The organism is Nostoc sp. PCC 9305, assembly GCF_963920915.1.
Classification (GTDB): Bacteria; Cyanobacteriota; Cyanobacteriia; order Cyanobacteriales; family Nostocaceae; genus Nostoc.
Genome location: NZ_CAWUDN010000007.1, coordinates 61,287 through 74,294, shown reverse-complemented (window position 1 = coordinate 74,294; position 13,008 = coordinate 61,287). Strand labels below are relative to the sequence as shown.

11 protein-coding genes and 1 riboswitch are annotated in these 13,008 nt (G+C 43.1%); of the genes, 3 read left to right on the top strand and 8 right to left on the bottom strand.

The features are described 5' to 3' along the window. Positions 1–41: 41 nt before the first annotated feature. On the top strand, positions 42–1,172 hold the full coding sequence (gene cheB / locus ACM0OX_RS04510) for a chemotaxis-specific protein-glutamate methyltransferase CheB (protein WP_414513404.1): 1,131 nt from the start codon (positions 42–44) through the stop codon (positions 1,170–1,172). A gap of 38 nt (positions 1,173–1,210) precedes the next feature. Here the strand turns inward: cheB and ACM0OX_RS04505 are convergent, their stop codons facing one another. From ACM0OX_RS04505 to ACM0OX_RS04485, 5 genes are all read right to left on the bottom strand, one after another. After that, positions 1,211–1,804 (bottom strand): Uma2 family endonuclease, encoded by a 594-nt coding sequence (locus ACM0OX_RS04505; protein ID WP_414513402.1) that lies wholly within the window; start codon positions 1,802–1,804, stop codon positions 1,211–1,213. Further along, complete coding sequence (locus tag ACM0OX_RS04500) at positions 1,743–1,904, bottom strand: hypothetical protein (protein WP_334896595.1); 162 nt, start codon at positions 1,902–1,904, stop codon at positions 1,743–1,745. The genes ACM0OX_RS04505 and ACM0OX_RS04500 overlap by 62 nt, the downstream gene beginning before the upstream one ends. Before the next feature lie 320 nt (positions 1,905–2,224). Beyond that, positions 2,225–2,638 carry a response regulator gene (locus tag ACM0OX_RS04495; protein WP_334896594.1) on the bottom strand — a complete coding sequence of 138 codons (414 nt, stop codon included), beginning with the start codon at positions 2,636–2,638 and terminating at the stop codon, positions 2,225–2,227. Positions 2,639–2,735: 97 nt separating this feature from the next. Next, positions 2,736–4,820 (bottom strand): GAF domain-containing protein, encoded by a 2,085-nt coding sequence (locus ACM0OX_RS04490; RefSeq protein WP_414513400.1) that lies wholly within the window; start codon positions 4,818–4,820, stop codon positions 2,736–2,738. Between the two features lie 117 nt (positions 4,821–4,937). Next, positions 4,938–5,111 (bottom strand): hypothetical protein, encoded by a 174-nt coding sequence (locus tag ACM0OX_RS04485; RefSeq protein ID WP_414513398.1) that lies wholly within the window; start codon positions 5,109–5,111, stop codon positions 4,938–4,940. Positions 5,112–5,306: 195 nt separating this feature from the next. On the opposite strand from ACM0OX_RS04485, the gene ACM0OX_RS04480 reads away from it, so the two are divergent. Then, positions 5,307–8,117 (top strand): ATP-binding protein, encoded by a 2,811-nt coding sequence (locus ACM0OX_RS04480; protein WP_414513397.1) that lies wholly within the window; start codon positions 5,307–5,309, stop codon positions 8,115–8,117. Between the two features lie 131 nt (positions 8,118–8,248). On the opposite strand, the gene ACM0OX_RS04475 is transcribed toward ACM0OX_RS04480, so the two are convergent. From ACM0OX_RS04475 to ACM0OX_RS04465, 3 genes are all read right to left on the bottom strand, one after another. Then, complete coding sequence (locus tag ACM0OX_RS04475) at positions 8,249–9,109, bottom strand: methyltransferase domain-containing protein (protein ID WP_414513395.1); 861 nt, start codon at positions 9,107–9,109, stop codon at positions 8,249–8,251. Between the two features lie 18 nt (positions 9,110–9,127). Then, positions 9,128–9,592: a hypothetical protein gene (locus ACM0OX_RS04470; RefSeq protein ID WP_414513394.1), complete on the bottom strand. Its 465-nt coding sequence runs from the start codon at positions 9,590–9,592 to the stop codon at positions 9,128–9,130. 162 nt (positions 9,593–9,754) lie between these two features. Further along, complete coding sequence (locus ACM0OX_RS04465; protein WP_414513392.1) at positions 9,755–10,165, bottom strand: DUF1636 domain-containing protein; 411 nt, start codon at positions 10,163–10,165, stop codon at positions 9,755–9,757. Between the two features lie 303 nt (positions 10,166–10,468). Then, positions 10,469–10,612, bottom strand: a riboswitch (cobalamin riboswitch). A 225-nt stretch (positions 10,613–10,837) separates the two neighbouring features. Between ACM0OX_RS04465 and ACM0OX_RS04460 the strand changes: the two genes are divergently transcribed. Beyond that, positions 10,838–12,931, top strand: a complete 2,094-nt coding sequence (locus ACM0OX_RS04460) for a hydantoinase/oxoprolinase family protein (RefSeq protein WP_414513391.1) — start codon at positions 10,838–10,840, stop codon at positions 12,929–12,931. Positions 12,932–13,008 lie beyond the last annotated feature (77 nt).

Sequence of the window (13,008 nt, the reverse complement as noted above, 5' to 3'; positions counted from 1 at the left end):
AAGAATAATTTTCTCGTAAAATCTCAACTTACTATCAATTGATGAAAAACTCTGCCCCAATTCGCGTCTTTCTGGTGGAGGATTCGCTCGTCGCCTTAACCATCCTCAAGCGGATTCTGGCGAGTTCCCTGGAAGTGGATGTGGTGGGAACTGCTCCCAATGGCGTGGAAGCATTGGAGCGAATTCCAGCCGCACAGCCCCAGGTAATCTGCACCGATCTCCACATGCCCAAAATGGATGGACTGGAACTCACCCGCCGGATTATGGCAGACTATCCCCGTCCCATTCTAGTAATCAGCACCTCCGTCAATACCCAAGAAGATTCCCGCAATGTTTTTAAACTGCTGCAAGCGGGTGCTTTGGATGTTTTTCCCAAACCCAGCATTGACTCACTTTCAGACTACGAACACGTTAAGCACGAATTAATCAACCGGATCAAAGTTCTGGCAGGGGTTACAGTCTTTACTCGCCACACTTCCCGAACTGCGACGGTAGAACCGAGAACGCATCCTGTTAGCCCCAAAAGTAAGGCAGAACCATTCAACCCAAAACCGGTCAGTAACTCGCAATTCCCGATTCGTAATTCCCCGTTCTCTCTGCCCAAAATCGTGGCGATCGGAGCCTCCACAGGCGGCCCCCAGGCATTCTACACGATCCTAAAACAACTGCCTGCAAACTTTCCCGTACCCATTCTGTGCGTCCAACATATCAGCGAAGGATTTCTGCAAGGACTGGTAGATTGGCTAGCAGCAGAATGTTTCCTGCGCGTGACGATCGCCCAACCGGGAGAATTTCCCAAACCGGGTACTGTTTACTTCGCTCCCGAACGAAAACACCTGCAACTCGACACTCAAGGGCGATTAACCACCGTCAGCACCCCTGCCGTTTCCGGGCATCGTCCTTCCGTCACAGCTTTGTTTCAAGCCGTTGCCACCTGCTATCCGCGATCGGCGGTTGGTATTTTGCTGACTGGCATGGGACGGGATGGTGCAGATGGATTACAAGCGATCGCTCAAGCTGGAGGCACTACCATTGCCCAGGATGAACAAACCTGCGTTGTCTTCGGGATGCCCAAAGAAGCGATCGCTCTGGGAGCTGCCCAACATATTTTGGCGATCAGCGAAATTGCTCCCATGCTATTGAATCGAATTTCCAGTTATAGGCTGGGTTAGGTGTAGCTATAACGTGCAACGCATCTTAATCCAAAAGGCTAATTTTGTCCAAATGCCAGAATCTGAGCAGCACTCAACTTAAAGCCAGGAACGATCGTCGATGCTAGGGGGGTGTCACCCGTATAAATCGTGTCTTCATATTGCCCGTTCACCCATAAGCACAGCGTCATTTGTTGCCTTTCCGGGTCAATAATCCAGTATTCCGCAATCCCTCGCGCCGCATATTCTGTACGTTTGTAACGATAGTCTCGGTCGCGGTTGTCTTGTCCAGGTGAAACCACCTCAACCACCAAGATTGGCGGTGGCATATCTTGGGTAATCGTGTTGCTGCGTTGTCCTGCTAGCGTTGCGTATCCTTCTTCACTCAGTACGGTCAGATCGGGTAAGCGCACCTTTGCCCGTTTGCCACTCACCACAATTTCCATATCTTTGAGGTTGATCAGCACAATCGAAATGTATTTTGCCAATTCCAACATGAGGAGTTTGGCAAGCTTGCAGTTTTCTGGGGATTCAGTCGGCACTTCTACTAACTCTCCATCTACAAGCTCATAGCGTGTGTCAGTACCGTCGTCATAGGCAAGGTATTCCTCCATTGTCATCAACTTGGGGACGTTGGGTGCAGTTTGAGTCATGGCTAGGAATCTCCGCGATCGCCGCTGCAAGGCTGTCAGGATAAAAAACTGGCTGTGCCAATCTTAGCAAATCCTCATTCTGCGCTAATGTTTTACTCATCGCAGACTGTTAAGCTAAACCACATCTAATTTGCATATATAAGATTTATATAACTATTGTGGGGTGGGCAGCGTTCGACTGAGCGCTCACGCCGAAGTCTGATGAACAAGCAGTCAGGTGTAATTGAAGAAGAATTCAGAAGTCAGAATTCAGGAGTCAGAATCAAGACGCTCGAACGCGAGTGCGTGTCGCAGACAAGACTCGCTAACGCTTCGCTATCAGTCGGGGATTCAGACCGGCGCAGGTCTTGTTGACCACCAAATTTTCAATTTGGTGGGGGTGCAAAAACGCCGATTATTCATCCGCCAGTCATACAGAATTCATTCTGAATTCTGACTCCTGACTCCTGAATTCTGTTCGATAAATTTTCGTACAGTTTCTCGCAATTGTTCGGCATCAAAAGGTTTGATCAAATATTCTGTTGCACCCGCTAGATGACCCTTCACCCGGTCGAAGGGGGAATCTTGAGAAGTCACCATAATCACGGGCAAATGCTGAAACTGGGGCAGGCTCCGCACCGTGCGGCAAAACTCCAACCCGTTTACATCCGGCATTTGCACATCTAATAGCAAGACTGAAATCGGTTGATGATAAATGATCGACAGGGCATCAACCGCGTTAGCAGCTGTTATTACTTGATAGCCCGGTTCTAACGCTCGTTTAATCATTTGATGAATCACAGGGCTGTCATCAAGCGCGAGAACAATCGGTGAGCTTGTCGTACCATTTGACATACTTTACAAGTCGATGAGTCAATCATCGTTGGCGTTTACTCTAGCATTCCCAAAGTAAGACTTGAACAATTGATATTTTGATAATTTTATACACACTTTAAGTATTTTTAACCAAAGGCTCAACTGGAATTTGAATCAAGAACTCGCTGCCTTTCCCAAGTTCTGAGGAGCATTTTAAAATGCCGCGATGTTTTTCAACCACAATTTGATAGCTGATGGACAGTCCCAGCCCGGTTCCCTTGCCGATGGGTTTGGTGGTGAAGAATGGATTGAACAGTTTTTGCTGGGTTGTTTCTGTCATCCCAGAACCGTTATCTCGAATCCGAATCACTACACTATCTGCGTGGGAGGGTTGGGATAGATCGGAACTACCCGATTTTTCTTTACTAATGAGTTCTGTTTGAATGGTAACGATCGGATTAGGCGTTTCATCTAAGGCATCGATCGCGTTACCCAAAAGATTCATAAATACTTGATTCAATTGCCCCGCATAACAATCAACAGGCGGTAAATTTTCGTATGCTTTAATCACCTGAATCTCAAACTTGGCACTAGTTAATTTCAAGCGACTCTTCAAAATTAACAACGTGTTTTCAATCCCTTCATGGATATCCACAGGTTTCATCTCGGCTTCATCCAGACGCGAGAAATTCCGCAGAGATAGGACAATTTGCCGAATTCGTTCTCCACCCATTTGCATCGATGACAATAGATTAGGCAAATCTTGCATCAAGAAATCAAGATCGATGGACTCGATCTTTTCCTGAATAGCATCAGTTCCATTGGGATAGGTTGCCTGATAAAGATCCAATAGTTCTAGCAAATCCCGAACATAGTTGGTTGCATAAGTAATATTACCGTTAATAAAGTTGACCGGGTTGTTGATTTCGTGGGCAACTCCGGCCACCAACTGCCCCAGGCTCGACATCTTCTCTTGCTGTATCAGTTGCATTTGGGTTTGCTGCAATTGGCTCAGTGCATTCCCCAGATAAGTGGCTTGAGTTTGAGCGGCAAAGGCGGTTGCTCGTGTTTGGGCAAGCAGTTCTGCCTGATCGAGAGCGATCGCTACTTGATCGGTGACAGCTTTGAGTAACCGGACTTCGCTATCACTCCATTGGCGCGAACCGCGACAGTGATGGCAAATAATAGCACCCAATTGACCAGAATGGGTTCTCAGTGGCAGCAACAGCATCGAGGTTACTGCCAGTTCATGCAGCAGGACGCTATCCTCCGGGGTGAGTGCCTCTGAGGTAGTAGAAACATCCTCAATCCTTAGCATATCTAGATTTAAGATAGTTTCTGCCAGAACGGAGCCTGGCCCAAGGGAAAGTTCCCCCAACGCCATCTGAATCTCTGGGTTAGTCGCTTCGTGAGTCACCATGAACTTGAACCGATCTTTGTTGGGCAGACACCACACAAAGTCACAGCGATCGACTTGCAACAGAGTATGAATCTCATTCACTGCCGTTTGTAAAATCGTGTCCAGATCCAGAGAATTACGGATTTGATTTGCCAGATTAAACAGAATTGAATCTTGTTGACCAACCAATTCCTGAATAATCAATTGCTGTTTTAGTTGTTTGATTTCCGGGATCATTTGACGCAGCTTCGTGGTGTTGCGCTTTAGCTCCAATTGCGCTATTACTTGGTGGCTGAGTGTCTGCAATCCTTTCCGTTGTTTCTGGCTCAGATCGCGCGGTTCAATGTCCATGACGCAGAGTGTACCCAAGACACAACCGCCAGTTATTACTAAGGGGACTCCGGCATAAAATCGGATATTGGGAGCATTTATAACAAAGGGGTTGGTGGCAAAGCAGGGATCGGCCAAGGTATCTGGAATCACAAATACATCTGACTGGCGAATGGTGTAGTTACAAAATGCGAAGTCTCGGCGAATCTCTGTTAATGTGATTCCCACCTTAGACTTAACCAACTGGCGATCGGCTCCGATAAAACTCACTAGTGCCATTGGAGTTTGGCACAGATCGGCTGCCAGTGCTGTCAAGTCATCTAATGCCCGATTGGGTAAAGCATCCAAACCCTGAAACTGATACACTGCTTTGAGCCGTGTCAGTTCGTTGGTGCAGGGCATCGTTGTGCAGGAGAGCATGGAATCAAGTAATAAATCAGGGATTTTCATAGTTTTTTTATATTTGGGTGCGATCGCTAATTTGACAGTCAAATAGGTACATTTGCAATCGCTACTCTAAGTTTTTCAAAAGCTTTAGATTTCATAAGTGCTTATTTCGTAGCAATATTTTAAATCAAATTATGAATGCGAACTTAAGTATAGCGCCGTTCACTTTGATACTGTTAATGGCAGGCGGATTGGAAAACTTATCCAGCCCTGACTGCTTGTGACTTCAATTGTGTCTTGGAGATATTGCACTAGCTTTTTCACCAAAGCTAACCCTAATCCTGTACCACTATTTTGTCCAATTTCGCTTTGAGTAATTTGGGAAGACGAGTCCAAAATGCAAGTGTTTTAGTGTTGAAGGTTCTGGAGTTGGAAATACTACCAGAATGCAACAAAGAAGCAATGCCACAATGCTGTAAGTGATTCTACAAAAGTATGATTCCTTACAAAAAGTTTTTGTTCAGAAGATTTACGAGATGGGAACTCTAGCTAATAAGCTTAATTACAGTATCCCACCCAACACTGCTAATCATGTCCAACTTCGCTCACTCCACATTGGGCCAATCTTCTTACCCTCGCTTAACTAGAAGCCTAAGTGCTGTTGAAAGTTGGGGCTTTGGTTTGACAGCTCATATTTCTTGGACAGCATTGGTTCCAGCGATTCATGCTGCTCTAGGTTCTCAAGCTATTTTTGTCTGGATACCTGCGGTGATTTTTGGAATGCTGCTTAATTATCAGGTAAAACGCTTAGGTATGCATTTCATCAATGTAGCTGGAGGAACACCTAACTATGCTACCAAGCTACTGCAAAACTACCCAGGACTAGCTCGTTATGCAGCAATTGGATACCTCCTCAATTGGGTTTCTTACCTGTCAGTGAATACAATCGTACTCAGAGATTTAATTAAAGTAAATTTGGAGGCGCTGGGTATTGCCTGTCCAGACATATTTCTGGATATTAGCTTTACACTGTTACCCTTTATCGTGGCGTTTAGTGGGACTCGCGCCCTGAGTATTTTACATTTGTTTTTTGTCATTCCAGCTTTTGGATTGCTAATGACCTTCTGCGTGCAAGGTCTTGGCTGGCTAGCGTTTTCTCCCGTTAGTCCTGGGTTTTTTCCTAGCAGTTGGTCATCTTTGAGCTTCGTGGATTGGGCAAAGTGGTTTTTTTTCGTCACTTACGCAACCTACAGCTGTGAAACAGCTTCTTCATTTGTTGCCGATAGCCGCAACCCCACTCAAACGCTGCGGTTTCTAAACATTGCCGCCTGGATGATGCCGCCCATCTTTTTGGGGGGTTCTTGGGTAGTAATGCGGTTGGCGACAAATCCCAACCTGAAAGACAATGCTTTCCTAAATCTTGTGGCAGCTTCCCAGCCATTTTGGGGAAGATTTGCTGGTATCAGTATTTCTTTTTTGCTAGTAGCTGCTTGTCTACTCGGTTCGGCAACGGTGGTTTCTAATTGCCCGCGCATTTTGTATCAGCTGGCCTTAGATAACCACATTTCACCAGTATTTTCTGTTGTCTCGCGTCGAGGTGTGTTTGTCCCAGCATTGACGTTGACACTGGTGTTGTGCTTAATTTATCTGATTTGGGGAGATGTGGCGCGAATCGTCGCTGTTGGTAACATAGGTTGGTTTGTTTCCTTTATGTTACTGCATTTGGGGCTTTGGCTCCGGCGCGATCGCCCAGAAGTTTTGTTTCCTCGCATATCTCTGGGCATTCTGCTGTTAGAAGTTGTAGTGCTGTTCGTGGGCGGATTTGCCTGGGGTTGGCTCAACTTGCTAATTGGGCTATTGTTTCCCATTGGTGTCCTGGGAATAGATGCAGTGATTCGCCGTGTGAATTTCCCCCCATTCCATCCCAATTGGTGGATGCGGCGATATCGCACGCGCCCTGTGGTAATCATCAAAGATTCAGTAATTCTTCAGGTGAGTATCCTGATTTTTTTACTGTGCAGCGCCGTGGCAGTTGGCTGGTTATTTGGCGTCAAACTTAATAAAGTGGCAACTGCGGGCGGTGAGAATATATTTGTGGTGCTGCTGATGAGCGTGGCATTTGTGGGAGTAGCGATCGCTTGTTGGACAAGTTTACCGCAAGTAGTTGCGATCGCAGAAGCCAGAGAATCTGCCGAACATCTGTTTACTGTCGCCCAGGATGGTATTTTAGTTGTAGATAATCAAGGCATTATCCAGCAAGCAAACCCAGCCACTGAATCGTTTTTTGGTGTCAACCCATCTGAGTTGCGGGGAAATCACCTGAACAAATGGCTACCCGCATTAGTCTACTATCCAGAGCAGTGGATAAAGCGTAGCGAACAAATTCTAATTGGCAATGGAAAAAACAGAACTCTGGAAGTTTCCATCTCAGATAGACCTCATCGGGATTTTCAGGAATATGTCGTGATTCTCCACGACATTACCCAGCGCAAACAAGCAGAGCAGATATTGCGATACTCAGAAGCACAACTGCGCCAAGAGGCCAAGCAGCTAGTATCTCAACTGGTGCATAGTGAAAAAATGTCCAGTTTGGGACAGTTAGTAGCAGGTGTAGCGCACGAAATCAATAACCCAATCAATTTTATTTCTGGCAATGTCGGCTACGCCAATCAATATATCCAAGATTTATTAAGATTGCTGCAACTATACCAGAAAAACTATCCTAATCCAGTAAAGGAAATTCAACAAGAAACAGAAGCGATCGACTTAGATTTTTTGATTGCAGACTTGCCTAACTTGCTAACTTCTATGACAGTTGGTGCGGAACGAATCACAGAAATTGTCTTATCTCTGCGAAACTTTTCCCGGTTAGATGACGCAGAGATGAAAGCTGTGAATATCCATGAGGGTATAGATAATACCTTGATGATTCTGGAACATCGCCTCAAACCTAAATCTAACAATCAAACAATTGAGGTGATTAAAGAATACGGCGACCTGCCATTAGTAGAATGTTATGCTGGACAACTGAATCAAGTATTTATGAATCTTTTAGCAAATGCGATCGATGCTTTAGAAGAAGCAGTAGAAAATGGTGAGTGGGGAGTAGGGGAAAAAACGCTTGTTACTCCCCAGATAAGCATTCAGACTAAACTCACTAGTGAGAATCAGGTAGTTATTTGCATTGGCGACAATGGTATAGGCATTCCCGAAAAGGTACAAAAACAATTATTTGAACCATTTTTTACGACTAAACCAGTTAATAAAGGTACTGGGTTAGGTTTATCTATTAGTCATCAGATTATCACCCAAAAACATCAAGGAAAATTAGAATGTATTTCTGCTCCTGGAAAGGGAACAGAATTTGTAATTGTAATTCCGTTAAATCAGCAAGCTATCTAATTGTCAACATCTTGAAAGCAAAAATAAAAATTGTGATGAGTATGCGTGTCCCATTTTCGGGTGTGGTAAATGATTGTGTTTAGTTGCTGCTTGTTACCAATCTTGAGTATTTATTTCTGGGGTCATTTTGATTAAACTTTTTTTGATAACTGCCAAAGTTGGATTTCATAACGCAGATGGCTCTCAAAAATTGTCCGTGCTGCTAAACCCTCCGTAATCGGTTTTTCCAACCAACGCTTAAATGCTAAACGACCAAGTGCGTGTAACGGAGGGACAGCGATCGCCACAACATCAGCAATATATTTAACTGTTGTCAGTCCAAAAGTACGAAAGTTATCAACACACAAATCAATCGTTGGCGCAATATGGGTTGAAATGTCTTCAGTCTTGATTAAATTAAATCCAGATTGTTCCAACGCTATCTGGAGTTCACTGGCGATATGACAATTAGAAAAAATACCTTCTTGGTATTCGGCATCGAAACGCATCATGTCTGCAAGCAGCAGGTAGCCACCACTATCCAGTAAACGAGCTGCACCCTGAGCTAAATCGAGAGCAGCAATATATTGGCTGCTTTCGCTAAATAAGATCAGATCGTAGGAGTATGATTTGTGAAAATCTTCAAATCTCGTTAAGTAAAAAGGTACTTGACCGTTGGTATTTTTAATAAATCTTTCTTGCTGAAGTGCATCGGGTGCTAGTCCCTCAACAGTGAAACCGCGTGAGCACAAATATGCTGCGTTACCTCCAATCCCACAGCCTACATCAAGCACAGTTTTTGTCCCCTCTGGGATAAAACTCAAAAGTTTGGCTGTATATGCAACTTGCGCCACACGCAGACGAGTTAGAGTTAATTCTTCATCCTGAGTAGGTAGTGGCTTCCAATACCCGTAATGGAGATAGTCGGAATTTGTGAGTCCAATGTAATAATCTATCGCTGCATTTTGGTAGCGAGTTGGTTTCGGAATCTTGCTTGATTTTGGCTTGAGCATTGAGGAATAAAGTAAGTTTTAGGGCATTAAGCTTGGTTTAAATTCTGACCATCGCTTACAAACTTGTTCATAGCAATCGGCTGGAGTAATTTTTAGTTGGTGTAAAAAATTAACCTCAATCTGAGGATCAGCTTTTAGCACTAGAAGAATATCTTGATGGGGATTGTATGTTGCCACTACTGGAAAAATTGATGAAATCATGGATGAGCAGATTGATTGCGATATAGTTCCACAATCCTGAAACGAGCGCAAGTAGAACCTAATCAGATCGGAGGGTAGAAATTGCAGGGTGAAGGGAACTGTATCAAGACTTGTAATTGTAGGGTGAATAACTTTAGTATCCACATCACAAATGACAACTCCCCGCCCAAATGACTGAAATCCCTGCCATCCTGTGTAGCCGATTACCAGCAGATTATTATGGATAAAGTTGTTTTGCCAGTAGCCAAAATTTCCTTGCCAGACACTATTGGAGGGTCGCATTCACTTCTTCCCATAAGACTTTTGTTTCTTCACTTCCCGGTTTTCACCAATGCAGGGATCGCCTAACCTTGCTGTTTTTATTTGCATTACTTTCTATTCCTTTTAAGATTAATGATTTAAGTACTAGAGATTATAAACTGAAAAATTTTACCCAATCATCAATTAACAACAACTTATGTTTAATTTTGCCCACTTATTTAGTGGTGGAATCTTTGCCAAAATGCCCTTCTTCAAAATTTCCGGTCGTTCTGACCAAGGCAATGAACCATCGAGTTTAGCATAATATTGACTAGCACATTGCAAAACATCAGATGCACTAGTGTCAACTGGTAAATCGCCAAAGAGATAAGTTGATTTACCTTCTGCTGTAAAAGCAATAACACAAGAATGCTTACAAGCACTCATGCATTCAACTCCCTGAATGAGGAATTTATTTCGCAATTCCCAATCTTGTGCAAGTTCATGAAGGTGTAGTAATAGTTGCTCACCTTTACTTTCACCAACTCGTTTACCATCTTGCCAGACGCTGGCGCAGGTCGTGCAAACAAATAAACTATGTTGTTTGTCGAGCATTAATTTTGAAGTGTGTAGGATTAAGTCCGAAGCGCAGATATGACATGTTGTCGCAGTCGTGCAACTGCAACATAGCTATTGAGTAAATTTGGCACAAATGATGTTGCAAAAGCTTTCACGCTAGAGAAAAAATAGCGTAAATGACAGTTACACCAAAGCACAATTGTAACTATCAATAAACTGCCTATAATTTCATAGCCATGAGTAGTCCGTGGCGTATCTCTGGCACTATAAGAGCGTGAAACTGATGTATCTTTGAAATATTTATGGCAATATTCACCTGTACCTCGCAGATGGATGATAAGTTTGTCTGTTACTTTCGGCGGGCATTCTGACTTTGAGGCATAAGCTTCATTACAGCTGCGGGACAGCGCCGGATTTACACCGAACTTTCCCCCTTGCGTCTGATGGCTGATCTCCACCAGAACCGATTTGATCTTGGTTTTATAATAGCATGATTATAAATGAATTTAAGAATACTTAAACTTACTAGTTGCAATAGTTACAATTTATCAGACGCGATGCCTGGGTTCGATGTAGCGATGTCTACGATGGGCTACGCCTACGCTAACCCGTCTCACTGGCTGAAAAATCAAAACTTAAAATTGAAGAAGTATAAACACTCCAAATTCTATTGTTATGCTACCTCTATAGTGTCGAGTAAACAGAGTAATGTTGAAGTTTTTTGCTGACCGTGGTGGTACATTCACAGATATTGTTGCTGTTACTAATAATCAAGCAATTATCGATGGAGTTTCAAAACATCCCGAACGTTTTTTAATTGTCCCTCTGCCTAATCAGCAATGGATTATAGTCTACAAACTACTTTCAGAAAATCCCGAACTATATCAAGATGCAGCCATTCAAGGTATTCGAGATATCATAGGTATTGCTAGCAACGAACCCATTCCTACTGAAGCGATAGAAGTGGTAAAAATGGGGACAACAGTAGCAACAAACGCGCTGTTAGAAAGGAAAGGCGATCGCGTCGTTCTTCTCATCACTAAAGGGTTTAAAGATGCGCTACGAATTGGCTACCAAAATCGTCCTAACATCTTTGCCCGTCATATAATTTTACCAACGATGCTTTATGAGCAGGTGATTGAGATAGATGAAAGATATGATGCTAACGGCAATAAATTAATACCTATAAATATTGAACAAGTCAAAAGTGACTTACAAGCAGTTTACCATACAGGAATTCGGAGTTGTGCTATTGTTTTTATGCACAGCGATCGCTATCCTGAACACGAACAAGAAATAGCCCAGCTTGCCCAAGAAATCGGCTTTACCCAAATATCCATATCCCATCAAGTTAGTCCCTTAATGAAGTTAGTTAGCCGAGGAGATACAACAGTAGTCGATGCTTATTTAACTCCTATTCTGCGTCGCTACGTTAACCAAGTAGCGAATCAGTTACCCAGCGTCAAATTAATGTTCATGAAATCTGATGGCGGTTTAGTCGCAGCCGAACAATTTCAAGGCAAAGATAGTATTTTAAGCGGCCCGGCTGGCGGTATTGTCGGTGCAGTACAAACTAGTAAAAGAGCAGGTTTTGAGTTAGTTATTACCTTTGATATGGGAGGGACAAGTACAGATGTCGCCCACTTTAAAGGAGAGTATGAACGACAACTAGATTCGGAAATTGCTGGGGCGCGGATGCGAGTTCCTGTATTAGCAATTAATACTATTGCTGCTGGTGGTGGTTCAGTTATCTTTTTTGATGGTTCTAGTTATCGTGTCGGCCCTAAATCTGCTAGTTCAAATCCTGGGCCTGCTTGTTATCGACGTGGCGGGCCATTAACGGTTACTGATGCCAATGTGATATTAGCTAAAATTCACCCACAATATTTTCCCTCAGTTTTTGGCATTGATGGCAATTTACCTTTAGATAAAGATATTGTTATTCAAAAATTTATACAATTAACCAAAGACATTCAAGCCGCTACATTAAATGATTCTACCCCCGAACAAGTAGCCGCAGGGTTTATTGCGATCGCAGTGGAAAATATGGCGAACGCAATTAAAAAAATCAGTCTGCAACGGGGTTATGATGTCAGCCAATATGTGCTTTGTTGTTTTGGCGGTGCAGGTGGGCAAGTTGCTTGTTTAATTGCCGATACCTTGGGAATAAAAACAATATTTCTACATCCTTATGCGGGAGTTCTCTCTGCTTACGGAATGGGATTAGCTGATGTGCTGGCAATTAGAGAAGGAGGAGTTGAACAACCTTTAACTCAAGCATTAATCCCTAAATTACAGCAGTTAATGGAATATTTAGAAACTCAAGCTAGAAGTGAAATAGATGAAATACCAAGTCAAGTAGAAGTAATCCGAAAAATCAACTTAAAATCTGAAGGTACTAACTCCACATTAACCGTTAATTTCGCCGAGGATGTGGTAGTGATGCAACAAAAATTTGAGACTGAACATCAATCTCGCTATGGTTTCATTCAATTAGAGAAAATTTTAATTGTCGAATCCGCTTCAGTAGAAGTAATTCAGAAGATGGATACTCCAGAAGAACCCTTAATTATTCGTACTCGCCCTTTAGATGAAGCCCCCGTATCTGTTGAGACAGTAAGTATGTTTACTGCTAATAGATGGCACGATACTCCTGTTTATAGAAAGGAAGATTTACAACCAGAAGATAGTATTAATGGGCCTGCGATCGTTATCGAAAAAATTAGTACAATTGTAGTTGAGCCTAACTGGCAAGCGAGATTAACTGCACACAATCATCTAATTTTACACCGTAAATATTAATCAATTCATCAGGATTAGTCTGTAATTTAAAGGATAATCAATATCAAGTACCTTGTAGTCAACCTAAATAGAAGTTA

Excerpts from the sequence above, each read along its gene's own strand:
- cheB (WP_414513404.1), top strand. The coding sequence starts at position 42 with ATGAAAAACTCTGCCCCAATTCGCGTCTTTCTGGTGGAGGATTCGCTC.
- ACM0OX_RS04475 (WP_414513395.1), bottom strand. The coding sequence starts at position 9,109 with ATGCTCAAGCCAAAATCAAGCAAGATTCCGAAACCAACTCGCTACCAA.
- ACM0OX_RS04495 (WP_334896594.1), bottom strand. The coding sequence starts at position 2,638 with ATGTCAAATGGTACGACAAGCTCACCGATTGTTCTCGCGCTTGATGAC.
- ACM0OX_RS04465 (WP_414513392.1), bottom strand. The coding sequence starts at position 10,165 with ATGCTCGACAAACAACATAGTTTATTTGTTTGCACGACCTGCGCCAGC.
- ACM0OX_RS04500 (WP_334896595.1), bottom strand. The coding sequence starts at position 1,904 with ATGAGTAAAACATTAGCGCAGAATGAGGATTTGCTAAGATTGGCACAG.
- ACM0OX_RS04470 (WP_414513394.1), bottom strand. The coding sequence starts at position 9,592 with ATGCGACCCTCCAATAGTGTCTGGCAAGGAAATTTTGGCTACTGGCAA.
- ACM0OX_RS04460 (WP_414513391.1), top strand. The coding sequence starts at position 10,838 with ATGTTGAAGTTTTTTGCTGACCGTGGTGGTACATTCACAGATATTGTT.
- ACM0OX_RS04505 (WP_414513402.1), bottom strand. The coding sequence starts at position 1,804 with ATGACTCAAACTGCACCCAACGTCCCCAAGTTGATGACAATGGAGGAA.
- ACM0OX_RS04480 (WP_414513397.1), top strand. The coding sequence starts at position 5,307 with ATGTCCAACTTCGCTCACTCCACATTGGGCCAATCTTCTTACCCTCGC.